The following is a 22396-nucleotide window of genomic DNA, read 5'->3' on the forward strand; positions in this document are numbered from 1 at the left end:
ATCATCTCGGCGCGCGCCGCAGCAGTGTTCATTTTCTGCCGATGCATCTCGCGCACTGCACTGATTTTCTCGCGCGTCAAATAGCGATCCATGCTCACCCCTCCCCCTGCGCGCAGGGGGCGGTGGCTTCGGCGGGGAAGCCGTCGCCGACACGGGCGAGTGCTGCGTTCACGGCGTCGTCCACCAGCTGCGCCAGCTCAGGGCGGTTCTGCTTCAGCCAGGCGCGCTGACCGCTGAACTTCCCGTCAGCGATGACGGCGTCCAGGGCGGCCGTGTCCTGCGCGGCAGCGAGACGCGCCACCAGGGCATCCGCGCCTGCCTTCGCCTTGTCCTCGGCGGCCTGCTTCGGCGCCACAGGCTTGAGCACCTGCACCTTGTAGGGCTCGCGCTTCGCCTTCGTGACGGTCAGCGCCATCACTATGTCCCGGTCGATGTGGGACATGGCGCCGATCCGGATGCCGCCCACCTCCATGCCGCCGAACTTCACCTTGGGATCCCGGTAGAGGGTCATGGAGCGCCCAACATATTGCGACGCATCCGCCCCCCATGCGGCCACCATCACTCGGCGCATCATCTTGCAGGGTTTGAAAGGCCGGTTCTCGTCTCCCTCATAGTGGACAGAGACAGGCTGGTCGGCATTCCCGGTTCCCGAAACGTGGCTCACCGTGATGGTGCGCGGCCCTGAAATCAGATCATCCGCGTTGGTCTGGTCGCTTTTGGGCGCCAGGAATTGGGACATATCCATTTCTCTCTCCTATGCGCGCATGATCTTCCCGGGCCGAAGCTCCAGACGACGCGCCTCATAGGCCGCCGCCGCCTCTTCCTCGGTCAGGAATGCGCCGATGTAGATGTTCTTGTAATTGTGGGTGATTTGAGCCACCCACCGCCGGTTCGGGCCGTGCCACGACACACCACGGAACCGGGATGAGCCCGCTTTATGGCGCGCGCAGTTCACCATGTTGTCGTGGTGGGTCACGGACCGCAGGTTCACCCGGCGATTGTCCAGACCGTTCCCGTTGATGTGGTCGGTCAGCAGCCCCACCGGCGTCTGATTGATGAGGCGGTGCATCCAGATTGTGACCCGCTTGCCGTCAATCTTCACGTCGCGGGCCGCGTAATAGGTGCGCGGCTGCTTCAGGGCGTGCCACTTCCATTGGGACAGGATGGGGTAATCCTCGTCGTCAACGATGGCCTGCTGCCCGAGCGTGAGTTCGATCATCGCCATCAGATCATGATCTCCTGCTCGACGCGCCGCTCCGTGGGCAGCCAACGCATGTCGTCGGCTTCCAGGTTGGCGCGATAGGTTGCGATGTACTGGGCGGCGGCTTCCTCGAAGGCAGTCGCGGCCTCGATGATGGCGGCCTGGATGCGCGCGTCGGGGTAGACCCGGAGCGTCACCATCGGCAGGCCGCCGGAATAGCTTACGAAGTCGCACCACGCCCGGCCGGTCACGAGCAGGCTGGTTTGCACCTGCATCACGTAATCGTCCGGCATCTGGCGCGCGCAGATCGTCGCCACCTGGAACTTCTGTCGGCGGCTCTTGATCTCGATCAGGCCATTATCGCCCACCAGCCCGTCAGGCGAGCAGCCGATCGTGAAGCCCCACTCGTCGTTGGTGACGAAGCCGCATTCGGTCACGGGCGCATAGGCCTCGGCATAGCGCTGCCGTGCCTCGAGCTCGTCATCCTGGCCGCGCAGCATCTCGTCCCCGATGTAGGTAGGCTCGACGAAGCCGCTGATGCGCTGCGAGACCAGCTCGAACAGGTGCGCCCGCTGTTTGTCGTTGGCGGCCACTTTGAGCGTCGGCGTGACGATCAGCTTCATCTCGCTGGCCGTGAGCAGCCCGCACCGCAGCGCCAGCCACTCGTCGCTGCCCTGCACGACCTCGGGGTGGTAGATGATGGTCATGCCTGCCCCCGGGCCTTCTCTGCGGCGGCTATCTCCCTGACCAGCCATTCCCTCATTCGGCAAAAACGCTGTTCTGGGGTCTCTCTCCAAGAGCCCGCCTCATCGTTCATGAAGACGATTTCCCGCGCCATGGCAGGAGCGATCCCGAACGCGGTCGACACGCAATCTGCGTCTTCCGGGTCGATCCTCTCCATGCTGACGCCGCGAGCGACACCGACCGCGCCTATGAGGCAGACCTCGCCCTTCGCGTGAAGGTGGTCGGAGATGAGGCGCTTGGTGGGCATAGCGTCCAAGGCCGCCAGAGCCTCTCGAAGGAATGCGATGCCTCGATTGCCCCGCATGGCGGCCTTCACCGCGCCGCGCCAGCGGATAAGAGCCCACCCTTCGCAGGCGTCGCTGTATTCGGACCGGCTCACGGCTTCACCGCCTGCGCAGCCTGGCGGAACGCATGCGCCGCTGCCACGCGGTTGCCGTTGGCGAGGTCAGCGAACGCAGCCTGCGCCCACCACAGAGCCTCGGTTTCCTCGTCGGTGTGAACCTGGGCGGCGGCGTCTGCCGTAACGACGCTGAGCTTGCCCAGCACTGCGGCATCGGGCCAGCCGCAGCGCACGGGGCGAACCGGGCGTGTCGAGCTGGGGCGCCGGGGGAACTCCACATGCACCACCACAGGCGGCGGCACAGGCATCACGGGCGCGCTGGACGGGGCGGTCATGCGGCCTCCCCGGCTGCCGCCGCGATGGATGCGACCACCGCCGCGTGAGATGAATAGAGAGCCACCCTTGCCGGGTCGTTTGACCAGTAGGCATGCTCATCAGGGCGGTACTGCGCCAAGGGCTCTCTTTGTGCATACAGTGCCTTGGCGGCCGCGAGATGAACCTCAGCGGACCGCAGCGCAGCAAGCATCTTGCGGGCTGTTTCTTGGCTAATCATGCGGACACTCCCAGGGCGGCAGCGGTCGCGCGGCCCTTCTCGGTGAGGGTGATCGTCAGCTTCCCCTCGGCGCGCGATTTCTCGGCCATGCCGCACAGGATCAGGTTCTTCAGGCCGCGACGGTTCTGGGGCTCGATCCCGAGTGCCGTGGCCTCCAGCAGCGTCGCCGCGTCCGTGGACATCCTGGCGCCGTCGATCTCGTAGAGGGCGCGGATACCCTGGCCCTGGCACCAGCGCCGGGCGTGCTGGAGGTCGAGGAAGTTCTCGATGCTCATCTGCACGCCGTGTTCGGTCAGGTGGCCGAAAAACCAGAAGCCACGCGGCGAGGGGACGATGATAGGCTGGCCGACGCTAGCCATGGGGCGCCTCCTGCTTGGCGGATGCGCGGGCAACATCGAGCTGGACGAGGGCCAGCCGGGCGCCCTCCATCGCTTCCCCATGAACACGGAAGCTATTGCCGTTCGGACGGGGCCATGCGTCATCGACCACCCTGCGCAACGCCTTCTCCAGCAGCGCTACCTGCTCGTCGGCGGTCACAGCCGATACTCCCTGTCAGACTGGCGATAGGCCGCGCGGGCGTTGTCGAACGCGACGTGCGGCAGGCTATTCTGGGCCGCGCGTTCGCAGTCGCGCTCGATGTCCGAGACGATCCCGCTGGCCAGATCGACCATCATGGCGCCCAAGCTCAGACCGTCCTCGGTCGTCTGCTGGTCCGTGGCCATGGCGTCCGCGACGGGATCAGCCGCTTCACAGAACATGCGCAGCTGATACAGCGCGGTCAGCTTGCGCTCGTAGAACGCCTCAGCGTCGGCGTCCGAGACGGCATCAACAGCGCGCCGGTGCATCGCGTCGATCTGCTCGGCGTAGGTGGCGAGGATGGACATGGCTCAGCCCTCCCCACGCGAGGAGGCGATGGCGGTGGCCACCTTCTCCATGGCGAGGAACCGATCCGCGTCGGTCATGTCGGCGGCGCAGAACACCGCCTCGCACGCCTCCAGCAGCGCCGGGGCCGCGGCGATCAGGCGGGCGTCAGCCTCCGGAGCGCCGAGCGGACCGCTTCCAACCACAAAGGTGGTGTTCACCAAGGCGACATGGGCGCTGGGCTGTTCGATGGCAGGGTCTACCTGCTGCCAGATGCGCCAAGGCCCCGGAGTGTGGGCCGCCTTCTGCTCCGTCTTCGTCTCGCTCATCTCAGGCTCCTCTTGGAGCCAGCGGCTCCGTGTGTGGAGCTTATGTGGCCATAGCGGCCTTATATCGTCAAGGCCAAAGTGGCCACACGATGGGCAAAAAAATACCTCCTATCTCGCTGGCGCGTTTGCGGCGCGAACGAACGTGGCTAAGGCTTGGCTGAAGCGCTCGGTTGGCCTGGATTGGCAGTAGTTTTCAACCCAATAAGAGACACCTTCATGATCCACGCTTTGAAGAATGTCGTTAATTCCAAAGAAAATAGTCGCCCCCGACAGATACCCATTCATCCAGCTTTCCACATGGAAAAAACGGTCTTGCTCCCGCGATCCCAACGTCCCTGCTCTGTATCCTGACCGCCAAGCCAACCATTGGCCACAGGAAACAGACACTCCTGCGCCTCGAATTGTCACCTGCTGAGCCCCAGCGGGGAAAGACAGCGCTAACACCCCGAAAACCGCGCATAGCCACTTTTTCATAGTAGCTCCCTCCAATGCAGGGCACGCCACATCTCTTTGACGCGGGCGCGCTCTATCACCTTCTCGGTCTGCGGGTTGTATTGGCGCAGGGTGATGCGCTGATTGTCACCGCCGACGTATTCCTTGAGGTATGCCGCTGGCTGCTCGCCCTGGCCCATCTCCACCAGCACAACGGCGTAGCTCCCTGGTGTCACCGGGCGCTTCCGAGAGACGTACACCGTGTCCCCTGGCGCCCAGACCCCGGCCATGCTGTCACCCGCGACGAACAGCGCGAAGATGTCCGGTACACCCACCAGCTTCGCAGGAACGTCCACATATTCCAGGGGGCCATCCGTCAGGTTTACCTCGAACTGGCCATCCGTCCCGCAAGAGACCGTCCCCATAACTGGAACCTGCGCTGAAAGCGGTAGTCGGGCAGCCTCCATGGGCTGGCGCGTTGCAACAGGCTGCACGTCGCTTCCCGCGGCGAAAGGCTCCGCTGGGATGGGAGCCCCGGGCTTCGTAAGCAGATCCTCAGGACGGACAGTGAGCGGTGGGGCGAATTTTTCTGCCCAGTGCCGCCGCAGCTCTCTTGCGCCGCGCACGAGCTTGCTGACCGTGCTCGGGTCAGTGCCAGTGAGGCGAGCCAAATCAGCGGCCTGAAGGTGTCGCGCCGCAAGGACTTCAGCTAGACGGGTCATCGGGCCGTTATGGCCAAAAATGTCTTGATGATCACCGGCCGAAATGGCCTTGACTGTTGAGGCCATAGTGGCCACAATTCGTCCATGACCCTGGACGAGTACCGCGCCCGTGAGGGCCTCTCCTACGAGGCTTTGGCTGAGAGGCTTGGCTTTGCCGGCCCCAATGCCGCCAGGACCGTCCACCGCTATGCCGGCGGCGAGCGCATCCCGCGACCTGACGCTATGCGCAGGATTATGGAAGCCACCGGCGGCAAGGTCACGCCTACCGACTTCTACGCCGCTGCCCGGGAAAGCGCGTGATGTCATCGCCGCGCGCCCTCATCGGCAAAATCCTGCTGTGGTTCACGCGCGCCGCCGAACCCAAGCCCTTTGACTGGGCTGAGTTCGACCGCTGCCTCAAGGTCAATGAGCGCCGCCTGTGTGACCAGCTCCGGAAAAGCGTGTGATGTGCATGACCAGTTCATCCACGGCCGCCTCCATGTACGCGCCGTCTGGCGCCGTCGGTGCGGGGCGGTATTGCTCCAACGCTTCCATGATCCTGCCGCGCTGTGGACTTGCGGCGATCAGCGCCGCGACTGCGACGCGCAAGACCGCGATGGACGTGGTCGCCATCGCCAAGCGTTGCTGTTCTTCGTTCATGACTATCCTCCATGTCGTCATTCCCCTGACCATGGTGGATCACGGACCGGTTATTGCGCAATCGCGTAGGCCGGTCCGTGCTTCCTCTTCCCGCAGCGTCGCCAGCGGCTTCGGCCTGGCGCTCCGGGCAGCCGCGCGGGCCGGATATCCCCGCCTTGGGCCTCTCCTCCGTGTCTCGACTGCGGGTGTCGCTGGCGCGCCCTGCGCATTTTCCAGGGAGGTGCCCGAACAGCGCGCCAACGCTGCCCGGGCGGTTACTGCGATCTGCCATGCCCCGTTTTTTGCATCGGAGAGCATGGAATGTCCTGGTCAAATTCTGACCGAAGTTTTCACAGCATGACCGCCGCAACCGCATCCCCTGGCGACCGGGTGATGGAGGCCCTGCGGCGTCTCTACGGCCCGCTGCGCCATGCCGAGAAGCTGCTCGGCCGGCGCGCCAATTCCACCCCCAGGGCGGCCCGAAACTGGCTCGACGACAACTGCGCCATGAGCGTGGACAAGCTCGTCGAGCTGATGGCCGCCGATCCGAAATTCCATGCCGCGGTCAATGAGGTCGTCTCGACCCGCCGCGCCGAGAGGTCCCCCTGATGCGCAGAAGCATCATCTTCGTAATCGGCCTGCACGGCTTCGGGTTCGATCGAGGCGACGTGTTCCCCGAGCTGCGTCTCGGCCTGGTCTCCATCAGCTGGTGCAAGGGCCGCTGGATCGACGTCATCAACGAGGCCGCCAAGGCCAAGGCAGCGGCGGCATGAGCGGATACACCGGACGCCCGTGGTCTGGAGCAGATGACCAAGCGCTGATCGCCGCGTACTTCGCTGGCGATACTCGCCGCGCGATGGCCGAGCGCTTCGGCCGTTCCATGAATTCTGTTGCCACGCGCATCCTGCGCCTTCGCGAGTTGGCCGAACTGCCGACCGCGTTCGATATTGGGGCCTCGCGCCTTTCACCGGCCGCTGACCCGCCTGCCGGATCGCCCCACCCTGCCGACGCCATCGCGCCCCCCACAAGCAACGCGCAGGCCAAGGTTAACCCGTGCGAGGGCCGCGAGAGCGGTGAGCATGCGGGAAGGGTGGGAGCGGGTCACATCCATGACCGGATCGTCATGAGCCTCACGGCGCGTGGCGTTCCGCTCCATCGCGCCATCCGTGAGGCCGAGCTGTATCGGCAGCGGAGGTCGGCATGATCACCGCCATCCTGCAGGTTGCAGTCCTTCTGATCCTCGGCAGTGGCATCGCTCTCGTCGTCTGCGCCGGGTGCTGGATGCTCTTTGACGTGTGGAATGGCGACGATGACTGAGCCCGCCGCCGTGACCACGGACCAGATCACGACCGCCCAGGCGATGGCCCGCAGCGGCTGGACGGACTTCGACATCGCGGCCCGCACTGGCCTGCCGATCGAGCAGGTGCGTCGGCTGCTGCCGAAGGTGAAGCGCGCATGACGCTGACTCTCCGCCCCTATCAGGAAGAAGCTATCGAGGGCGTCCGCGACGCCTACCGCTCCGGTGCGCGTGCCCCGCTGCTGGTGGCTCCCACGGGCGCGGGCAAGTGCCTCGCGCGCGGTACGCCCGTCATCATGTTCGATGGCCGCGTGGTGCCAGTCGAGGATGTCGTGGTCGGTGACCTTCTGATGGGGCCAGACAGCCGCGCGCGCCGGGTGACCTCGCTGGCGCGCGGCCGCGAAGAGATGTTCCGCATCACGCCCCTCCGAGGCGGCGATCCCTACACCGTCAACCGGTCGCACGTCCTTTCACTGCGAATGACCGGCGGCTCGCTGCACACTTGCGGCATTCCAGACGGCACAGTTGTTAACCTGTCCGTCGATGAATACCTGGCCCGTAACAAGACCTTCCGCCATTGCGCAAAGGGCTGGCGTGCGGCGGTCGACTTCCCCGAGCACGAGGAGCCCTTGCGGCTCGACCCGTATTACCTTGGCGTTTGGCTCGGCGACGGCAGCAGCCGGGGCGCCTCGATCACCACTGGTGATCCCGAGGTCCATGAAGCGGTCGAGGCTTGCGCAGCGTCCCATGGGCTGGCTTTGCGGGTGGAGCCCAACAGCGCGCACAGCGTGATGCTGTTCCCGACGACCGGCAGGCGCGGCGTAGGTCGAGGTCATCGCACCAACGCCATCACCGGCGCGCTTCACCACTATGGCCTGCTGCAGAACAAGCATGTCCCGCATCGCTACCTGACGGGCTCACGCGCAGACCGCCTGGAACTGCTGGCTGGCTTTCTGGACGCTGACGGCTGCTGGACGGGTCGCGGCTTCGACGTGACCCTGAAGTGCGAACGCCTGTTGGACGGCATCATCTTTGTCGCTCGCTCGCTCGGGTTCGCCGCAAGGCGTCGCCCGGCTCGCAAGGTCTGCGGGAACAATGGGAAAGTGGGCGACTACTGGCGCTGCAACATCAATGGGCCGGTAGACGAAATTCCCTGTCGCGTGGCGAGGAAGCGCGCCGCGCCGCGCCGGCAGATCAAGAGCCAGTTGCTGACCGGCATCACCGTCGAAAGCGTCGGTCAAGGCGATTATTTCGGCTTCGAGATCGCTGGCCCGGATCGCCTGTTCCTGCTCGGCGACTTCACCGTCACCCACAACACCGTCATGTTCGGCTTCGTCTCCGGCCAGACCGCCTCTCGCGGCAAGCGCGTGCTCGTCCTGGCCCATCGGCGCGAACTGATCCGCCAGGCGTCCCGCAAGCTGCATGAGGCAGGCGTGCACCACGGCGTCATCGCGCCCGGCCATGACCAGACCGCGCACCCCGTGCAGGTCGCCAGCGTGCAGACCCTCACGCGCCGGCTCGACCGCCTGCAGCCACCGGACCTGATCGTCATCGACGAGGCGCACCACGCCATCGCTGGTCAGTGGGCCACCGTCATCGCCGCGTTCCCCTCTGCCCGGCTGCTCGGCGTCACCGCTACGCCTGAGCGTCTGGATGGCCGGGGCCTCGGCGTCGAGGTGGGTGGCTGCTTCGACGCGCTGGTCATGGGGCCCCGTGTGGCCGACCTGATCGAGCAGGGCCACCTCACCGGCACCCGCGTATTCGCCCCTGCAGATGCGCCGGACCTGACCGGCGTGCGCACCAAGGGCGGTGACTATGAGCATGCGGCCCTGAACGCCGCCATGTCCAAGCCCAGCATCACCGGCGACGCCATCCTCCACTACAACCGCCATGCTGCAGGTCAGCCGGCGATCCTGTTCTCCCCCTCCGTCGAGCATGCCCGCGAGATGGCCGAGGCTTTCCGTGCTGCAGGCTGGCGGGCGGCCTCTGCCTCTGGCGCCACGCCCACCGCTGAGCGCGACGCCGCGATCGCAGGTCTGGCCACGGGTGAGGTTCAGATCCTCTGCAGCTGCGACCTGATCTCCGAGGGCCTGGACGTGCCGGCCGTCGGCTGCGTCATCCTGATGCGCCCCACCAAGTCGCTCGGCCTCTACCTGCAGCAAGTCGGCCGCGGTCTGCGCCCTGCTGCCGGCAAGGATCGGCTGATCGTCCTCGACCACGCGGCCAACACGCTCATGCACGGCCCCATCGAGGCTGACCGAGAGTGGAGCCTGCGCGGCCGCCCTAAGCGCCAGGCTGCATCGGCTCGCCAGTGCCCGACCTGTTATGCCGTGCACGCGCCAGCACCGACCTGCCCCGCCTGCGGCCATCGCTATGCCAGCGAGGGCGGCGACGGACGCCAGGGGCCTGAGGTGATCGCGGGAGAGTTGCAGGAGCTGACGGCGGCCAAGATGCAGCCCCTCCGCAACGTTCTGTGGAAGGCCAAGACCGAGGACGACCTGCGCGCCCTGGCTCGTGAGCGTGGCTACAAGCCGGGGTGGGTGCGGCACATCATGGCCCAGCGCGCTGCGAGGCACGCATGATCGAAACCGAGATCCTGCAGAACATCCGCCTCGCCCTGGGCACGACACCCGGTGTGACGCTCTGGCGGAACAACACTGGCGCGCTGCAGGACACGACCGGCCGCCTGGTCCGCTACGGCCTGTGCGAGGGTAGCGCCGATCTGATCGGCCTGCGCACCATCACCGTGACGCCCGACATGGTGGGCCAGCAGGTGGCCATCTTTGCCGCCGTCGAGGTCAAGAACGAACGCGGCCGCCCGACCGACAAGCAGGTCAATTTCCTGCAGCATGTCCGCACCGCCGGCGGCTTGGCTGGCGTCGCCCGCAGCCCCGAGCAGGCGCGCCTCATCCTGGGGCTGCCGACATGAGGACCCCTGACCGCAAGCCCTGCTGGGCCACCGTCAATGCCTGGGCCGTCAGGGAAGAAGGCTGCCTGCCCCGCGTGCTGGCTGCCATGGACGTGAGCTACGCCCGTTCGGAGCCTTGGGGCCAGTCCCCGGGCCGCTGGACGCCGCCCTATGCGCGCGCGCTCGACGCTGGCCAGCTTCCCGGCCCGCCGAACGACAATCACGCCCGCTTCGCCGCGACCTGCAGGGCTCGTGTGGCCGGCCCGAACCGCGCCATGCGCGATGCCCTGGTGCATCTGCTGCGCATCGACGGCTGGCGGGCCCTGCTCGTCTCTGGCTACGACGGCTCCTGGCTCACCTACGACCGCGCCAACCGCGGCGATGACCTGATCACCCTGGGCATGTGGCGCTGGTCCTGCAGCTATGGGCGGGCCGGCAATCGCATCGCCCGCATCTGCGGCATCGAGGTGCCGACGTATCAGCCCCTGCAGCGCGGCACCTCCGCGTTCGCCGGCCTGTCCTTCCAAGCTCGGGAGGCAGCATGATGCCCGACGATTTCGCCAGCCAGTTCGAAGCCGCCAAGAAGCAGCTGCAGCCCGACACCAGCAACCCGCTCGGCATGCTGCAGGCGTCCCTTGGCACCAATGACAAGGGTGTGCCGCACAGCAACGTGGACAACGTGCTGCTGTGCCTGGCGCTGAACCCAGAGCTGCAGGGCTTGCTCGGCTTCAACGAGTTCCTGGAAGAGCCTCAGATACTCGCCCCGCCGCCGCGCATGCAGGTCACCGACCGGCCGGCACCGGGCCCGTATCCCCGCGCGATCCGCGCCGCCGACATCATCGCCATTCAGGCTTATGTCCAGCGCCAGCACCTCGCGCGCGTCACCCGCCAGACCGTCGAGGATGCCGTCTACACCGATGCGGAGCGCAACCGCTTCCATCCGGTGCGGCAATATCTCGATGGCCTGAGTTGGGATGGTAAGCCTCGCCTGGGTCACTGGTTGCGCTGGTCGTTCGGCGCCGAGGACACGCCCTACACCCGCGAGGTGGGCGCGAAGATCCTGATCGCCGCCGTGCGCCGCATCCGCCAGCCTGGCTGCAAGTTCGACACCATGCTCATCCTCGAAGGCCTGCAGGGTGCTGGCAAGTCTCAGACCGTGCGCGCGCTGTTCGGGGATGCTTGGTTCACCGACGCTCTGCCGCCCAACCTGCTGTCCAAGGATGGCAGTCAGTCGCTGCTGGGCGTGTGGGGCGTCGAGTTCGCAGAGATCGAGCATCTGATCCGCACGGACACAGAGAGCCTCAAGGCCTTCCTTAGCCGCCCCACGGAGCGTTTCCGGCCGCCCTATGGCCGATCGTTTATCACCCGGGGCCGCGAGTGTGTGTTCATCGGCACCACGAACCAGACGGACTATCTGCGCGACACCACGGGCAATCGGCGCTTCTGGCCCGTCGCCTGCCAGTTCGCGTCCCCCCAATGGGTGCGCGAGGTCCGCGACCAGCTCTGGGCCGAAGCCGCACACCGCGAGGCTGCAGGCGAGATCATCTGGCTGGAAGAGGAGGCACGGGAGCTGGCCATCGAGCAGCAGGCCGAGCGCCTGGCGGGCGATGTCTGGGAAGATCGCGTCCGCAAATGGCTGGACGAACAGCGCGGCCTTCGCATCGCCCATGTGACCGTGGGTGCCGTCCTCTCCGATGGCCTGGGTATCGACGCAGCCCGGATGGGGAAGAAGGAAGAGATGCGCGCGGCCGGCATTCTGGCCAAGGAAGGCCTGGTGCGAAAGCAGGTCAGGGTGGATGGCAAGCCTCGGTGGATCTGGAAATGGCCCGAATAGCCGCGCCAGCGCACCAAACCAGACTGCAGATAGGTGGGTACGCAAAGGTGGGTACGCGCGCCCAGGTGGGTACGGGTGGGTACGCCTTTCTGCACAATATCAAGGCAAACACCCATACCCTAGGTGGTGACAGTGGTTACGGCGGGTACAGCATAACCCACTGCAATCACTACCTAGTACCCACCGTAACTACCGTACCCACCTATATGGGTAAGTATTATAGAGGGGGTGGTATTCATATAGGGGTTTGGAAAACGCCCCTAGGTGGTGACGTGGTTACGCGCCGCCCCATCCCCAGCAGCAGATATCGCAATCGACATGGAGAGGTGGCCCACAGCCGCCCCCCAAAAACACGCGCGCGCGCGCGGCCTGAAGGAGGTGTGAGGTGGATCGACTGACAACAGAACAGGCGGCGATCATCGGTGCTTTCACCGGCATCGCGTGCGGGCCGTTTTCCGATATCCACAAGCTGGCCGAGCAACGGCTGGGGCGGCCGATCTGGACGCATGAATTCGCCATTGAAGGTGTGATCGTGCAGCTGAGGGAAGCTGTTCGCGAAGACTTCCTGGCCATCTGCGCCACCCCCGCGCCCGAGGGGGACGGGGCGTGAAGGAAGCTCTGATCTACGCGGGCATCTGCCTCGTGTGCGCCATAGCCGCGCTTGCAGATGGGATGCCTTGGTTGGCGTGCGCGGCCTTCTGGGTCTGCGGGCTGTGGTCGGGCGATGTGATCAACATCACCAAGCGACGCATGGGGTATACGAAGGGAGATACGCCATGAGCGCGCCCTGGGACGGCCGGCCGGAGCAGCCGGAGAAGGATGGGTGGCATTGGCTTGGCTCAGGGTGTGTCTATTGGGACGCAAAGAAGGGCGCTTGGTGGAATGGGGAGGAGCATCTCTTGCCTCGCTCTATGGCGTCCTGGCTAGGACTCTATCGAAGGACCTACCTCGGCCCCATCCCCCCGCCCTCCGAAACCGCCCGGCTGCGGGAGGCTTTGCTCGCTGTCCTGACCGACTGGGAGGTGTGCGGGGCCATGACGGACGGCACCAAGGCCCGCGTGCTGGCGGTGATCCCGGAGTGGCAGTTCGGCCCGATGCGCTCGGTCATGGAGAGCAGGCTACGGGAGGCTTTGCGGGAGTGTCTGACGGTCATGACCAGAGATGACGTCATCACCGCCCTGTCTCCAGCTGTGGCGCCCAGCGCAGCCAAGGCCGTCGAATTGCTGCTGGCATACGGTCGCGCGACGGACCGAGCCCGCGCCCTGCTCGGCAAGAAGGAGGCGGAGGATGGTTGACGAAATCTTCGTGTTCGGCAGCAATCTGGCCGGCCGCCACGGCAAAGGCGCTGCTCTCCATGCTCGACTGCATTGCGGCGCGAAGTATGGGCAGGGCGAAGGATTGCAAGGCCGCAGCTATGCAATCCCGACCAAGGACGCCCGGCTGGCCACGCTGCATCTCAGCGAGATCGAGAGGCATGTGGCCCGCTTCCTGGCATTCGCTGTTGAGAACCCGGGTCTCACCTTCCGGCTGACGCCCATTGGCTGCGGTCTCGCCGGCTATAAGCCGCAGGATATCGCGCCGATGTTTGCCGGCGCGCCGGGCAACGTGCGGATGCCGGTCGAATTCCTCGACGCGCTGACTGGACCCACCCCATGACCCCGCCTGAGCCGCCGAAGCCGTGTCCGTTCTGCGGATCGACGTTTGTGCGCGTCATCCCTGACGGCCGCGCTGGTCCTGGCACCTATGTCACCTGCTGCGAGTGCCACGCCATGGGAGGAACCGGCGTCCGCGAGCGTGCCATCGCCGCCTGGAACCGCCGCGCCGAGGATGGGAGGGAGTGATGAAGCGTCGCAGTTTCTTCGGCCTGACAGCGGGCCTGTTCATGTCGCCGGGCATCGTCTCGGCCACCAGCATCATGCCGGTGAAGAGCGTCACGCCGGTCGCGGATATGATCGAGCGCCTTGCTCGCGCTGGCGCACCTTTGCCGCCGGGCTTCTGGATACCCGAGCGTCCGATGTTCTTCGAGCGTGGCCTATACTTGTTCGGGTCGCTGGATGATCGTGGCCGAGCCGTGGCCACGATCAGCTTCGAAAAGCTCAAGCCCGGGCAGTGCATGTTCAACATTTTGGGCGTTTTCGAACGCTGTGGTGACGACCATGCCTGACCTCGCGGAGAAGCTGGAGCGGATCAGGGCGCGGCTGACCGATGAAGGGCGCCGCTTGCTGAACAATCCAATGCAAGAGTTGCTGCATGTTCACATCGGCACTCTGTACCAAGAAGTGGGCAACCTAATCGAAGCCCTCGCCGCCTCGCACCGGGAGTGCATGCATGCGCAACTACCCGGTAATTCCGGGGAGTTCGACACCGCGCAACCGGCAACCTCAAGTACCTGTAATTGCTGCGAGAAATGCGGAAATAAGGCCTCCAACCGGCCACCCCCAGCACCGCCCTATCCCAAGCCCGAGGGAGGGGAGACGTATGTGGCGCGAGGTGATGTTCACGCCCCCACGCAGATCGTCACGCGCCGTGATGGCCGATGGTATCTCGGCACCGCTGGCTACGGCGGCGTGTCCGAACAGCCCCTCTACACCGCCGCCCAGGTGCAGGAGCTGATCGAGGACGAGAACCGCAATCCGTGGAAGGCCGCCATCGCACAGGCCATGCTCGACTGGCACATGGCACCTCAGTTCGACGAGACGCCAGCCGCCGCCCTTCGCCGCTACGTCGAGATGGACAACATCGCCGCTGCCGATCCTCAGGTTTCCGAGCGCGCCGCCAAAGCCGTCTCCGATGCTGTGGCGAAGGAGAGGGAGGCGTGGAAGAGCCGTGTCTGGCAGACCCAGTGCCGGATGCCACCCAACTCAAGTGAGCGCCTTTTGCTCGAACTCATACTCGCATGGGACACAGCACGCTCGCGCGGCGGGGAGGGGTGATGGAAGAGGAAGCCATCCACCCGGCGGTAATCGCCGATTACTTCGCGGTTCGGGCCGCGCTCATCGATACCTGCGCCAATCTGGTGAGGCTCGTAAAAGATGGGAGCGTCCTCGACGCGACGGGGGCTCTCCCGGCCCTGGAACATCTGGCTGCCCTAGCGAACGCGCCCCTGCCGAAGGAGCCGGGTCTTTACACCTTCTGGCAGGCCAAAGCCTTTTCGGAGCATGCGCTGTTCGACGGCATTGCTGCGGTCCGCGCCTGTGCCGACGCCCATGCAGGCAAGTTCGCGCTGATGGACTGCCGCGATGCCATCCGAGCCGCCTGCGACGAGGCGGAACGCAAACTGCTCGCCATGCCTCCGCCGTTCCCGCCCCAGGAGCCCCGCCCATGAGCAACCGCAAGCGCACGCCCAAGGCGCGCTCCACCCTGCCGCCGCTCGACCACGGGCCCCGCGTGCAGCACCAGACTGGCAAGCTGGAGGTGGTGGAAGCCCCCGACCCCGACCGGCCGGCGCACAACGTCCGGCGCGCCCGGCGGGTCTATCACTACCACGCGGCGTGGCAGCGCGGATCGCTGACGGATGCCGAGCGGGAGGCGGCCGATCGCTACGCCATCACCTGCGAGATGGAGGAAGGGGCCAGGGACAAGCCGACGGGCGGGCCGCCGGTGCGCGTGCCGCCCTGGATGCAGGGGCAGCCGCTCATGACCCAGGTGCAGGCCGTGACGAGCCTGCGGTTCGCCCACCATGCTGTGGGCAAGGATGGCGCCGCCCTGCTGCGGCTCTATGTGCGGGACAACCTCAGCGCCGAGGTGATCGCATCGCGCCGCGGCCTGGACGGCGAGGGGCGCCAGCGTGAGACGAAGGACGTGACCATGGGCCGCATCCGTGCCGCGCTCGGTCGGCTGGCAGAGCACTGGGGGATGGTCGAGTGAGCGATATGACCTGGACCCCGGACATGTCGCAGGCCCGAAAGGGCGAACGCCTGCTGGGTGTCGTGGAAGGTGAAGTCCGCGTCATCATGTGGACCAAGACATCGCACGTGCCGATCTATGGCTGGTGTCTCGTGGATCAGGGGGGCGAGGACACGGACCTATGCAAGCCCACCCACTGGATGCCGCTTCCTAAACCTCCATCTCAACACCCCGCGATAACCCCTTGACACGACGCAGCGCATATCGTTAGGGTTTCGTCAGGATTGAGAATTGCGCCTGGAGCCTAGCGGCCCCGGGCGTTTTGCGTTTGGGGGTATCGTGGCGAGCGGCAGGACGCCAGGGACGCGGCCCAAGGGGACGAACGGCGGGGCGAAGGGCGGGGGCGACAAGCCCGCCGGCGGTCTCGGAGCGGGTGACGCCAACGGCGAAGGCCACCGTGGCGCTGGGCCAGGTCGTCCCAAGGGCGTGGGCGACGGCGAGGGCAAGAAGGCCACGTTCCGCAGCCTGCTTGCGCCCCATATCGAGAACACCGCGCGGCGCTGGCTGAAAATCATCAACGATCCCACGCACCCGCACCACCACACCATGATCCTCAAGCACGCCGAGCTGAACCGCGAGTTCAAGCAGGACCTGGACGTGACCCTTCGGGACGCGCCGCTAGAGGACCTGACGGACGAGGAACTTGCCGCCATCGTTGCACGAGGCCGCCGCGCATCTGCTGCTCCGGAGACGGGTCAGGGCTGACCTGGGCGCCTGGGCCGAGCATGCCTTGGCCGGCCAGGGGTTCGCGCCGGCGACGCACCATCGCCTGCTGATCGACGAGTTAAGCGCCGTTGCCCGAGGCGAGAATGACCGCCTCATGGTGTTCATGCCGCCTGGCAGCGCGAAAAGCACCTATTCGAGCGTCCTGTTCCCGGCGTGGTATCTGGCCCAGCGCCCGCGTCTAAACGTCATCGGGGCGAGCCACACCGCTACCCTGGCCGAGACCTTCTCGCGCCGCGTGCAGGGGCAAATCCGCGAGCACAGCCGCATGTTGGGCTATGGGTTGGCCACTGAGGCCGTGGAGCGGTGGGAGGCTACCAACCACGGCGAATACCGCGCGGTCGGTGTGGGCGGCCCGATTGCCGGCATCCGTGCGGACCTCGCGATTATCGATGACCCGGTGAAGTCTCGGGCGGATGCGGAAAGCGAGACGCTACGCGAGCGGACCTGGAACTGGTTCAACGCGGACCTGCGCACCCGCCTGAAGCCTGGCGGCGCCATCGCGCTCATCATGACCCGCTGGCATGAGGACGACCTTGCCGGACGGCTGTTGCAGGTCGAGCCCGAACGCTGGCGCGTCATCAAGCTGCCGGCCTTCGCGACGGCGAACGACGACCCGCTCGGCCGAGAGCTGGGCGCCCCGCTGTGGGGCGATGATGATTACGGCTACGGCGCCGAACTGGCCGAGAAGCGCGATACCTATGAGCGGTCAGGCGCCATGCGCGACTGGCAGGCGCTCTATCAGCAGGATCCCAGGCCCGGCGAGGGCTCGCTGTTCCGCATCTCGGCGATCGAGACCATGGAGGCAGAGCCAGCCGGGGGGCACACCGTCCGGGCCTGGGACCTTGCAGCGACGAAGCAGGCCGGCACGCGCGATCCGGACTGGACCGTGGGTGTGAAGCTGAAGCGGCTGCCGGATGGCCGGTTCGTGGTACTGGACGTGGTGCGAGACCGCGGCGGACCTGACGACGTGGAGCGCATGATCGTCAACACCGCCCAGCAGGACGGCCGAGGCGTGCGCATCTCGCTCCCGCAGGATCCGGGCCAGGCCGGCAAGACGCAGGTGCTCTACCTGACCCGCAAGCTGGCGGGCTTCACGGTCGAGAGCAGCCCGGAGACGGGCGACAAGGCAACGCGGGCGGCCCCGGTGGCCAGTCAGGTGAACGTGGGGAACCTCAGCATCGTGCGCGGGGCGTGGAACCGGCCCTTCCTGGATGAGCTGGGTGGCTTCCCGTCAGCGACGAAGGACGATCAGGTGGACGCTCTTTCGCGCGCATTCATGGTGCTCGGCCTCAAGCCTGGCCCGCTCAACATCACCTCCGCCGTGCTGGACGCGGTATGAAGTTCTCCTGGCCGTGGAGGCGGACGGCAGAGGAGCCCGCGCCGCCGGCGCCTCAGCCTGCTCCTAAGCGCTGGGCCGGCCTGGATGGGGCCGTGGCCGCCACTGCACCAGTGCCCGCTGAGCGCGCGTTCAAGCTGCCTACGCCCATGCCTGGCGTCCTGCCGGACGGCAACGACGGCATGGCGATGGATGAGTGCATTCCGGGCGGCTATGGCTGGGCGGCGCAGCAGGTCAACCTGTACAGCGCGGTCGGCGGCTTCGTCGGCTATCAGTATCTGGCCGAGCTGGCGCAGCTTCCCGAGTACCGGCTGATCTCCGAAAAGATCGCCATGTCCATGACCCGCAACTGGATCAAGCTCCAGGCGACGGGCGACGGCAAGCAGGACAAGGGGAAGGCAGACAGACTGAGGAAGCTGGAAGCGGCGATGAAGCGCTTCCGGGTGCAGGAGAAGTTCCGCGAGGCGGCCGAGCAAGACGGCTTCTTCGGCATGAGCCACATTTTCGTGGACACCGGGGCGGCTGGCGACGCACTGAGCCTGCCGCTGGTGATTGACAGCAAGACGATCCCCAAGGGCGGCCTGAAGGCGCTTCGGGTGATCGAGCCGGTCTGGACCTATCCGAACCAGTACAACAGCGTGAACCCAATGGCCGACGACTATTACCGGCCGTCGAACTGGTTCGTCATGGCGCAGGTGGTGCATTCCTCGCGCCTGCTGAACTTCGTCGGGCGCCAGGTGCCGGACATTCTGAAGCCCGCGTACAATTTCGGCGGCCTCTCGCTCACGCAGATGGCCATGCCCTACGTCAACAACTGGATCCGCACTCGCACCAGCGTGGGCGATCTGGTGCACAACTACTCGGTCATGCAGCTGGCGACGGATATGTCGAACATGCTGCAACAGGGCGGTGCAGCCGATCTCATCAACCGTGCCCGGCTGTTCAATCAGACTCGCGACAACCGTGGCGTGATGATGACGGACAAGGCGACGGAAGAGATTTCCAACGTCTCGGTTCCGCTGGCCAACCTCGACAAGCTCCAGGCCCAGGCCCAGGAGCAGATCGCGTCCATTTCCAGCATCCCTCTCGTGGTGCTGCTGGGCACGACGCCGGCGGGGCTGAACACCTCGACCGACGGCGAAATCCGGGCGTTCTACGACTGGATCAGGGCCCGGCAGGAGCAGCTGTTCGCTGACAACCTGGAACGGGTCATCCAGATTATCCAACTGCACGAGTTCGGCGAGATCGACCCGGAGATCGGCTTCGTGTTCGAGCCGCTGTGGCAGATGGACGACTTGCAGGCGGCCACGGTTCGCAAGACCGATGCCGACACGGCTGCGGTCTATATCACCGCCGGCGTGCTCGACCCGTCCGAGGAGCGCGAGCGCCTGGCGATGGCCGAGGACAGCATGTACCCGGCGCTGGACCTGGACGTGCTGCCGGATGTGCCGGATGAGGATGTGGGCGAGCCTGAAGGTGCGGCGGCGGAGGAGTAGCCATGGCGCTCAACCGCCTGCTGCCTCGCAAGCCTCGGGATGTGGTGCTGCCGGCCGTGCGGCCTAACGCGGGCCTGACGGTCGCATTCCGGAAGAAGCTGGACGCCCTCGTGGCGCAGATGCACGCGGACATCGTGCGTAAGGTCACGGCGGCGTGGAAGGCCAAGACGCCCCGGCTGGCGCAGGACGACGACGGGCCGCAGGGCAAAAGCGCGGCCATGTATCTGCGCGACGAGATGAAGCGGCTCGGGCGCCGGTGGGAAAGCCGGTTCGATACGGCGGCCCCGGAATTGGCCGCGTGGTTCTCGAAGTCGGCGTTCGAGCGGTCGGATGCTGCCATGCGCCGCATTCTGGACGATGCCGGGTTCTCGGTGCGTTTCAGCCTGAGCCCGACCGCGAATGACGTGCTGCAAGCCACAATTGGTGAGCAGATCGACCTGATTTCGAACCTCGCGGCTGAGCATGTGACCCAGGTGCAGGGTGCCGTGATGCGGTCGGTGCAGTCCGGGCGGGACCTGGGCGCGCTGACAAAGGATCTGGAAGCCCGGCTGGGCATCACCCGCCGGCGCGCGGCCCTCATAGCCAGGGACCAGAATTCAAAGGCCACGGCCACCATCACGCGGGTGCGACAGCAGGAACTCGGGATCACCGAGGCCATCTGGCAGCACTCGCATGGTGGGAAGCACCCCCGCCCGTCGCACCTCGCGGCGGACGGCGAGAAGTACGACATCGCCAAGGGGATGTACCTCGACGGTGTTTGGACGTGGCCGGGGCGGGAAGTGAATTGCCGATGTGTGTCGCGCTCCGTGATCCCCGGCTTCGACTGACTTCGGAGACAGCATGGCTCAGGTGACGATGCGCGTAAGGCGCTCGCGGTTCTTCTGGTTGCGCTTTGTGTTGCCTCTTTTCGTCAGTGCGACGTGGCGCGTGCTGCGAGGCCGCGACATGCACCGGGACGAGATGGTTATTCGGCTCCTGCGTGGCTACCGACTTGAGATGACCCTATGACGACCGTTGCAGACGCCGATATGGCGCTGGACCGCTCCGTGCGGGCCTTCGACAAGTCCGGCCACCTCATCGTGGAGATGGCGAACCTCTCCAAGGCGAATGTGGGTGGCTATCTGGGGCGTGAAATCCCCGGCTGGCGCGACCTCAGGCTGGATGCTGAACGGGTCTATCGCCTCTACCGCGATGCCGATGCGCTTGCCGCCGCAGCGCCGTCCTTTACCGGCAAGCCTCTCATGCTGGTGCACCGGCCGCAGATGGCTGGCGACCATGACCGCGAGGTTGTGGTGGGCGCCGTCGGTGAGGCGGTATGGGATGCCCCCTTCGTGCGCGCGCCCCTGACCGTGTGGGACGGCGAGGGGATCGCGGTCATCGAGAGCGGGACGCAGCGAGAGCTGTCCTGCGGCTACTTCTACCGGGCGGATATGACGCCCGGCGAAATCGACGGCGAGGCCTATGACGGTCGCATGGTGGAGATCACCGGCAACCACGTCAGCCTCGTAACGACGGGGCGCGCCGGCCCCGAATGCATCGTCGGCGACCAACTCCCGAAGGAGATTTCCATGCCTACCCTGACCCGGAAGGCCGCTCTGGTGAAGGGCGCGCTCTCCGAATTCCTTCAGCCGCGCCTCGCGGCCGACGCCACCCTGGATGGCCTCGACGCCCTCCTGGCCAAGCACTTCCTCGCCGCCGATGAGGCGGATGAGAAAGAGAAGCCCAAGGCCGAGGATGAGGACGACGAGGACAAGTCCAAGGCCAGCGACAAGCCCAAGGGCGAAGACGAGGACGAGGAGGAGGAGAAGCGCGAGCAGGCGATGGATGCTGCCATCAACGCCCGCGTGAAGGCCGGCCTTTCTGCCGAGATTGCGGCCATCCGCGCCGAGCAGTCCGCCATCCGCGAGGCCGAGCGCGCCGTCCGCCCCTATGTGGGTGAGATCGCCGTGGCCATGGACAGCGCTGCCGAGGTCTACAAGTTCGCCCTCGACAAGCTGAACGTCGAGGTGGGCGCCGATGTGCCTGCCGCGGCCTACCCCCACATCCTCAAGGCGCAGCCCGTCCCCGGCGCCTTCCAGCCGCGCAAGCCCCTCGCCATGGACGCCGCCGGCGCCAAGGGCCTGGCGGAGCGCATCCCGGGCGTCAACCGCCTGAAGAGCGCGTAAGGAGCCACGCACATGCCTTTCCAGACCCAGGTCAACCTGACGCAGGCTCCGGCCGTCGAAGGTGACTTCGCTTCCGCCAACCCCCGCTTCACCTACAACGCTGGCGAAGGCCAGATCGTGGCCGGCCCTCTCGGCGTGACCGTCGGCCGCTTCGTGTGGGTGGACCCGAGCGGCACCACGGCCACCAACTACGGCTCCGGCCCCGTCGCGGGCTTCATCCATCGCGAGCAGCAGGGCCTCATCACCACCTTCCTGGCCGAGTCCTCCATGCTGATCCGCCCCGGCATGCCGGTGACGGTGATGACCGGCGGTGACTTCTGGGCGCGCTCGGCCACGGGCGGCATCATCGGCCAGAAGGTGTACGCGAACTACGCGACCGGCGTCATCACGACCGGCGCGACTGGCTCGCCGCCCTCCGGCGCGGTGACCACGGCGTCCATCGCCGCCGGCTCCGCCAGCGTCACGGCTTCCATCACCGACAACGTGATGACCGTGACCGCGGTGGGCTCCGGCACGCTGGTTCCGGGCGCGATCCTGTCCGGCACCGGCGTCGTGACCGGCACGACCGTCGTGCGCCAGCTGACCGGCACGACCGGCGGTGTGGGCACCTATCAGGTGTCGATCTTCCAGACGGTGGCCTCCACGACCGTCAGCGCCTCCTACGGCACCATGACCGTCACGGCCGTCGCTTCCGGCGCCCTCGCGGTGGGTGACGTGCTGAGCGGCACCAACGTCACGGCCAACACCATCGTGACGGGCTTCGGCACCGGCACCGGCGGCACGGGCACCTACTACGTCAACCTCACGCAGACGGCTGCCTCCGCCACGGTGAATGCCACCGGCGCGGTCGAGACCAAGTGGATCGTCGCGTCGAACAGCTTGCCCGGCGAGCTGCTCAAGATCTCCTCGCAGCCGCTGGGTTAAGGGA

Annotated in this window: 37 protein-coding genes; 25 read left to right on the forward strand and 12 right to left on the reverse strand. The window is 66.2% G+C overall.

Features of this window, described 5'->3' with window-relative positions; all coding sequences use genetic code 11:
* Positions 1–94: 94 nt before the first annotated feature.
* From EOD42_RS26185 to EOD42_RS16690, 11 genes are all read right to left on the reverse strand, one after another.
* Positions 95–511, reverse strand: coding sequence for a hypothetical protein (locus EOD42_RS26185; protein WP_206020386.1), 417 nt, complete (start codon positions 509–511; stop codon positions 95–97).
* Between the two features lie 243 nt (positions 512–754).
* The gene (locus EOD42_RS16645; protein WP_127788700.1) at positions 755–1225 is read right to left on the reverse strand and encodes an AP2 domain-containing protein; all 471 of its coding nucleotides are present in this window, start codon (positions 1223–1225) and stop codon (positions 755–757) included.
* Positions 1225–1908, reverse strand: a complete 684-nt coding sequence (locus EOD42_RS16650; RefSeq protein WP_127788701.1) for a lambda exonuclease family protein — start codon at positions 1906–1908, stop codon at positions 1225–1227. Before EOD42_RS16650 ends, EOD42_RS16645 begins: the two co-directional genes overlap by 1 nt.
* Positions 1905–2324, reverse strand: a complete 420-nt coding sequence (locus EOD42_RS16655; RefSeq protein ID WP_127788702.1) for a hypothetical protein — start codon at positions 2322–2324, stop codon at positions 1905–1907. The genes EOD42_RS16650 and EOD42_RS16655 overlap by 4 nt, the downstream gene beginning before the upstream one ends.
* Positions 2321–2620, reverse strand: a complete 300-nt coding sequence (locus tag EOD42_RS16660; RefSeq protein ID WP_127788703.1) for a hypothetical protein — start codon at positions 2618–2620, stop codon at positions 2321–2323. The genes EOD42_RS16655 and EOD42_RS16660 overlap by 4 nt, the downstream gene beginning before the upstream one ends.
* Positions 2617–2838, reverse strand: a complete 222-nt coding sequence (locus EOD42_RS16665; protein ID WP_127788704.1) for a hypothetical protein — start codon at positions 2836–2838, stop codon at positions 2617–2619. The genes EOD42_RS16660 and EOD42_RS16665 overlap by 4 nt, the downstream gene beginning before the upstream one ends.
* Positions 2835–3197, reverse strand: coding sequence for a hypothetical protein (locus EOD42_RS16670; RefSeq protein ID WP_127788705.1), 363 nt, complete (start codon positions 3195–3197; stop codon positions 2835–2837). Before EOD42_RS16670 ends, EOD42_RS16665 begins: the two co-directional genes overlap by 4 nt.
* Complete coding sequence (locus tag EOD42_RS16675) at positions 3190–3375, reverse strand: hypothetical protein (protein WP_127788706.1); 186 nt, start codon at positions 3373–3375, stop codon at positions 3190–3192. The genes EOD42_RS16670 and EOD42_RS16675 overlap by 8 nt, the downstream gene beginning before the upstream one ends.
* Complete coding sequence (locus EOD42_RS16680; RefSeq protein WP_127788707.1) at positions 3372–3722, reverse strand: hypothetical protein; 351 nt, start codon at positions 3720–3722, stop codon at positions 3372–3374. Before EOD42_RS16680 ends, EOD42_RS16675 begins: the two co-directional genes overlap by 4 nt.
* A gap of 3 nt (positions 3723–3725) precedes the next feature.
* Entirely contained in the window at positions 3726–4028 is a 303-nt protein-coding gene (locus EOD42_RS16685) for a hypothetical protein (protein ID WP_127788708.1), read from the reverse strand.
* A gap of 470 nt (positions 4029–4498) precedes the next feature.
* Positions 4499–5248 carry a S24 family peptidase gene (locus tag EOD42_RS16690; protein ID WP_127788709.1) on the reverse strand — a complete coding sequence of 250 codons (750 nt, stop codon included), beginning with the start codon at positions 5246–5248 and terminating at the stop codon, positions 4499–4501.
* Between the two features lie 18 nt (positions 5249–5266).
* On the opposite strand from EOD42_RS16690, the gene EOD42_RS16695 reads away from it, so the two are divergent.
* The gene (locus EOD42_RS16695) at positions 5267–5482 is read left to right on the forward strand and encodes a helix-turn-helix domain-containing protein (protein WP_127788710.1); all 216 of its coding nucleotides are present in this window, start codon (positions 5267–5269) and stop codon (positions 5480–5482) included.
* Between the two features lie 102 nt (positions 5483–5584).
* On the opposite strand, the gene EOD42_RS16700 is transcribed toward EOD42_RS16695, so the two are convergent.
* Positions 5585–5821, reverse strand: a complete 237-nt coding sequence (locus EOD42_RS16700) for a hypothetical protein (RefSeq protein ID WP_127788711.1) — start codon at positions 5819–5821, stop codon at positions 5585–5587.
* A gap of 336 nt (positions 5822–6157) precedes the next feature.
* Here EOD42_RS16700 and EOD42_RS16705 point away from each other — a divergent pair, with 336 nt between their 5' ends.
* From EOD42_RS16705 to EOD42_RS16805, 24 genes are all read left to right on the forward strand, one after another.
* On the forward strand, positions 6158–6409 hold the full coding sequence (locus tag EOD42_RS16705) for a hypothetical protein (RefSeq protein ID WP_127788712.1): 252 nt from the start codon (positions 6158–6160) through the stop codon (positions 6407–6409).
* The gene (locus EOD42_RS26015; protein ID WP_164867981.1) at positions 6409–6573 is read left to right on the forward strand and encodes a hypothetical protein; all 165 of its coding nucleotides are present in this window, start codon (positions 6409–6411) and stop codon (positions 6571–6573) included. Before EOD42_RS16705 ends, EOD42_RS26015 begins: the two co-directional genes overlap by 1 nt.
* Complete coding sequence (locus EOD42_RS16710; protein WP_127788713.1) at positions 6570–7004, forward strand: hypothetical protein; 435 nt, start codon at positions 6570–6572, stop codon at positions 7002–7004. Before EOD42_RS26015 ends, EOD42_RS16710 begins: the two co-directional genes overlap by 4 nt.
* Positions 7005–7109: 105 nt before the next feature.
* Positions 7110–7259 carry a hypothetical protein gene (locus tag EOD42_RS26020; RefSeq protein ID WP_164867982.1) on the forward strand — a complete coding sequence of 50 codons (150 nt, stop codon included), beginning with the start codon at positions 7110–7112 and terminating at the stop codon, positions 7257–7259.
* Positions 7256–9679 (forward strand): DEAD/DEAH box helicase family protein, encoded by a 2424-nt coding sequence (locus EOD42_RS16715; protein WP_127788714.1) that lies wholly within the window; start codon positions 7256–7258, stop codon positions 9677–9679. Before EOD42_RS26020 ends, EOD42_RS16715 begins: the two co-directional genes overlap by 4 nt.
* Positions 9676–10026 (forward strand): VRR-NUC domain-containing protein, encoded by a 351-nt coding sequence (locus EOD42_RS16720; protein ID WP_127788715.1) that lies wholly within the window; start codon positions 9676–9678, stop codon positions 10024–10026. Before EOD42_RS16715 ends, EOD42_RS16720 begins: the two co-directional genes overlap by 4 nt.
* Positions 10023–10550, forward strand: a complete 528-nt coding sequence (locus EOD42_RS16725) for a hypothetical protein (protein ID WP_127788716.1) — start codon at positions 10023–10025, stop codon at positions 10548–10550. The genes EOD42_RS16720 and EOD42_RS16725 overlap by 4 nt, the downstream gene beginning before the upstream one ends.
* Entirely contained in the window at positions 10547–11839 is a 1293-nt protein-coding gene (locus tag EOD42_RS16730; protein WP_127788717.1) for a virulence-associated E family protein, read from the forward strand. Before EOD42_RS16725 ends, EOD42_RS16730 begins: the two co-directional genes overlap by 4 nt.
* Positions 11840–12224: 385 nt before the next feature.
* Complete coding sequence (locus tag EOD42_RS16735) at positions 12225–12449, forward strand: DUF7736 domain-containing protein (protein ID WP_127788718.1); 225 nt, start codon at positions 12225–12227, stop codon at positions 12447–12449.
* Entirely contained in the window at positions 12446–12619 is a 174-nt protein-coding gene (locus EOD42_RS26025; protein WP_164867983.1) for a hypothetical protein, read from the forward strand. The genes EOD42_RS16735 and EOD42_RS26025 overlap by 4 nt, the downstream gene beginning before the upstream one ends.
* Before the next feature lie 254 nt (positions 12620–12873).
* Positions 12874–13134: a hypothetical protein gene (locus tag EOD42_RS16740; protein WP_127788719.1), complete on the forward strand. Its 261-nt coding sequence runs from the start codon at positions 12874–12876 to the stop codon at positions 13132–13134.
* Positions 13127–13495 carry an A1S_2505 family phage non-structural protein gene (locus EOD42_RS16745; RefSeq protein WP_127788720.1) on the forward strand — a complete coding sequence of 123 codons (369 nt, stop codon included), beginning with the start codon at positions 13127–13129 and terminating at the stop codon, positions 13493–13495. Before EOD42_RS16740 ends, EOD42_RS16745 begins: the two co-directional genes overlap by 8 nt.
* On the forward strand, positions 13492–13680 hold the full coding sequence (locus EOD42_RS26655) for a Lar family restriction alleviation protein (RefSeq protein ID WP_127788721.1): 189 nt from the start codon (positions 13492–13494) through the stop codon (positions 13678–13680). Before EOD42_RS16745 ends, EOD42_RS26655 begins: the two co-directional genes overlap by 4 nt.
* On the forward strand, positions 13680–14003 hold the full coding sequence (locus EOD42_RS16755; protein WP_127788722.1) for a hypothetical protein: 324 nt from the start codon (positions 13680–13682) through the stop codon (positions 14001–14003). Before EOD42_RS26655 ends, EOD42_RS16755 begins: the two co-directional genes overlap by 1 nt.
* Complete coding sequence (locus tag EOD42_RS16760; RefSeq protein WP_127788723.1) at positions 13996–14772, forward strand: hypothetical protein; 777 nt, start codon at positions 13996–13998, stop codon at positions 14770–14772. Before EOD42_RS16755 ends, EOD42_RS16760 begins: the two co-directional genes overlap by 8 nt.
* Positions 14772–15164, forward strand: a complete 393-nt coding sequence (locus EOD42_RS16765; protein ID WP_127788724.1) for a hypothetical protein — start codon at positions 14772–14774, stop codon at positions 15162–15164. The genes EOD42_RS16760 and EOD42_RS16765 overlap by 1 nt, the downstream gene beginning before the upstream one ends.
* A complete protein-coding gene (locus EOD42_RS16770; protein ID WP_127788725.1) occupies positions 15161–15706 on the forward strand; it encodes a hypothetical protein in 546 nt (181 codons plus the stop codon). Before EOD42_RS16765 ends, EOD42_RS16770 begins: the two co-directional genes overlap by 4 nt.
* Positions 15707–15792: 86 nt before the next feature.
* The gene (locus tag EOD42_RS26660; protein ID WP_408902166.1) at positions 15793–15933 is read left to right on the forward strand and encodes a DUF551 domain-containing protein; all 141 of its coding nucleotides are present in this window, start codon (positions 15793–15795) and stop codon (positions 15931–15933) included.
* Between the two features lie 238 nt (positions 15934–16171).
* Positions 16172–16450 carry a hypothetical protein gene (locus EOD42_RS16780; protein ID WP_127788727.1) on the forward strand — a complete coding sequence of 93 codons (279 nt, stop codon included), beginning with the start codon at positions 16172–16174 and terminating at the stop codon, positions 16448–16450.
* On the forward strand, positions 16401–17810 hold the full coding sequence (terL, locus tag EOD42_RS16785; protein ID WP_127788728.1) for a phage terminase large subunit: 1410 nt from the start codon (positions 16401–16403) through the stop codon (positions 17808–17810). Before EOD42_RS16780 ends, terL begins: the two co-directional genes overlap by 50 nt.
* 92 nt (positions 17811–17902) lie before the next feature.
* Positions 17903–19303 carry a DUF1073 domain-containing protein gene (locus EOD42_RS16790; RefSeq protein WP_164867985.1) on the forward strand — a complete coding sequence of 467 codons (1401 nt, stop codon included), beginning with the start codon at positions 17903–17905 and terminating at the stop codon, positions 19301–19303.
* Between the two features lie 2 nt (positions 19304–19305).
* Positions 19306–20130, forward strand: coding sequence for a phage head morphogenesis protein (locus EOD42_RS16795; RefSeq protein WP_127788730.1), 825 nt, complete (start codon positions 19306–19308; stop codon positions 20128–20130).
* Positions 20131–20307: 177 nt separating this feature from the next.
* A complete protein-coding gene (locus EOD42_RS16800) occupies positions 20308–21468 on the forward strand; it encodes a DUF2213 domain-containing protein (protein ID WP_127788731.1) in 1161 nt (386 codons plus the stop codon).
* 12 nt (positions 21469–21480) lie between these two features.
* Positions 21481–22392 (forward strand): structural cement protein Gp24, encoded by a 912-nt coding sequence (locus EOD42_RS16805; protein WP_127788732.1) that lies wholly within the window; start codon positions 21481–21483, stop codon positions 22390–22392.
* Positions 22393–22396 lie beyond the last annotated feature (4 nt).

This window comes from Rhodovarius crocodyli (genome assembly GCF_004005855.1).
Classification (GTDB): Bacteria; Pseudomonadota; Alphaproteobacteria; order Acetobacterales; family Acetobacteraceae; genus Rhodovarius; species Rhodovarius crocodyli.

Bases quoted from the DNA above. Each gene is read 5' to 3' on its own strand.
- EOD42_RS26660 (WP_408902166.1), top strand. From the start codon at position 15,793: ATGTGGACCAAGACATCGCACGTGCCGATCTATGGCTGGTGTCTCGTG.
- EOD42_RS16645 (WP_127788700.1), bottom strand. From the start codon at position 1,225: ATGGCGATGATCGAACTCACGCTCGGGCAGCAGGCCATCGTTGACGAC.
- EOD42_RS16710 (WP_127788713.1), top strand. From the start codon at position 6,570: ATGAGCGGATACACCGGACGCCCGTGGTCTGGAGCAGATGACCAAGCG.
- EOD42_RS26655 (WP_127788721.1), top strand. From the start codon at position 13,492: ATGACCCCGCCTGAGCCGCCGAAGCCGTGTCCGTTCTGCGGATCGACG.
- EOD42_RS16695 (WP_127788710.1), top strand. From the start codon at position 5,267: ATGACCCTGGACGAGTACCGCGCCCGTGAGGGCCTCTCCTACGAGGCT.
- EOD42_RS16795 (WP_127788730.1), top strand. From the start codon at position 19,306: ATGGCGCTCAACCGCCTGCTGCCTCGCAAGCCTCGGGATGTGGTGCTG.
- EOD42_RS16720 (WP_127788715.1), top strand. From the start codon at position 9,676: ATGATCGAAACCGAGATCCTGCAGAACATCCGCCTCGCCCTGGGCACG.
- EOD42_RS16665 (WP_127788704.1), bottom strand. From the start codon at position 2,838: ATGATTAGCCAAGAAACAGCCCGCAAGATGCTTGCTGCGCTGCGGTCC.
- EOD42_RS16715 (WP_127788714.1), top strand. From the start codon at position 7,256: ATGACGCTGACTCTCCGCCCCTATCAGGAAGAAGCTATCGAGGGCGTC.
- EOD42_RS16755 (WP_127788722.1), top strand. From the start codon at position 13,680: ATGAAGCGTCGCAGTTTCTTCGGCCTGACAGCGGGCCTGTTCATGTCG.
- EOD42_RS16770 (WP_127788725.1), top strand. From the start codon at position 15,161: ATGAGCAACCGCAAGCGCACGCCCAAGGCGCGCTCCACCCTGCCGCCG.
- EOD42_RS16670 (WP_127788705.1), bottom strand. From the start codon at position 3,197: ATGGCTAGCGTCGGCCAGCCTATCATCGTCCCCTCGCCGCGTGGCTTC.
- EOD42_RS26015 (WP_164867981.1), top strand. From the start codon at position 6,409: ATGCGCAGAAGCATCATCTTCGTAATCGGCCTGCACGGCTTCGGGTTC.
- EOD42_RS16800 (WP_127788731.1), top strand. From the start codon at position 20,308: ATGACGACCGTTGCAGACGCCGATATGGCGCTGGACCGCTCCGTGCGG.
- EOD42_RS16650 (WP_127788701.1), bottom strand. From the start codon at position 1,908: ATGACCATCATCTACCACCCCGAGGTCGTGCAGGGCAGCGACGAGTGG.
- EOD42_RS16705 (WP_127788712.1), top strand. From the start codon at position 6,158: ATGACCGCCGCAACCGCATCCCCTGGCGACCGGGTGATGGAGGCCCTG.
- EOD42_RS16765 (WP_127788724.1), top strand. From the start codon at position 14,772: ATGGAAGAGGAAGCCATCCACCCGGCGGTAATCGCCGATTACTTCGCG.
- EOD42_RS16685 (WP_127788708.1), bottom strand. From the start codon at position 4,028: ATGAGCGAGACGAAGACGGAGCAGAAGGCGGCCCACACTCCGGGGCCT.
- EOD42_RS16745 (WP_127788720.1), top strand. From the start codon at position 13,127: ATGGTTGACGAAATCTTCGTGTTCGGCAGCAATCTGGCCGGCCGCCAC.
- EOD42_RS16690 (WP_127788709.1), bottom strand. From the start codon at position 5,248: ATGGCCTCAACAGTCAAGGCCATTTCGGCCGGTGATCATCAAGACATT.
- EOD42_RS16700 (WP_127788711.1), bottom strand. From the start codon at position 5,821: ATGAACGAAGAACAGCAACGCTTGGCGATGGCGACCACGTCCATCGCG.
- EOD42_RS16740 (WP_127788719.1), top strand. From the start codon at position 12,874: ATGACGGACGGCACCAAGGCCCGCGTGCTGGCGGTGATCCCGGAGTGG.
- EOD42_RS16805 (WP_127788732.1), top strand. From the start codon at position 21,481: ATGCCTTTCCAGACCCAGGTCAACCTGACGCAGGCTCCGGCCGTCGAA.
- EOD42_RS16730 (WP_127788717.1), top strand. From the start codon at position 10,547: ATGATGCCCGACGATTTCGCCAGCCAGTTCGAAGCCGCCAAGAAGCAG.
- EOD42_RS16680 (WP_127788707.1), bottom strand. From the start codon at position 3,722: ATGTCCATCCTCGCCACCTACGCCGAGCAGATCGACGCGATGCACCGG.
- EOD42_RS16760 (WP_127788723.1), top strand. From the start codon at position 13,996: ATGCCTGACCTCGCGGAGAAGCTGGAGCGGATCAGGGCGCGGCTGACC.
- EOD42_RS26020 (WP_164867982.1), top strand. From the start codon at position 7,110: ATGACTGAGCCCGCCGCCGTGACCACGGACCAGATCACGACCGCCCAG.
- EOD42_RS16660 (WP_127788703.1), bottom strand. From the start codon at position 2,620: ATGACCGCCCCGTCCAGCGCGCCCGTGATGCCTGTGCCGCCGCCTGTG.
- EOD42_RS16725 (WP_127788716.1), top strand. From the start codon at position 10,023: ATGAGGACCCCTGACCGCAAGCCCTGCTGGGCCACCGTCAATGCCTGG.
- EOD42_RS26185 (WP_206020386.1), bottom strand. From the start codon at position 511: ATGACCCTCTACCGGGATCCCAAGGTGAAGTTCGGCGGCATGGAGGTG.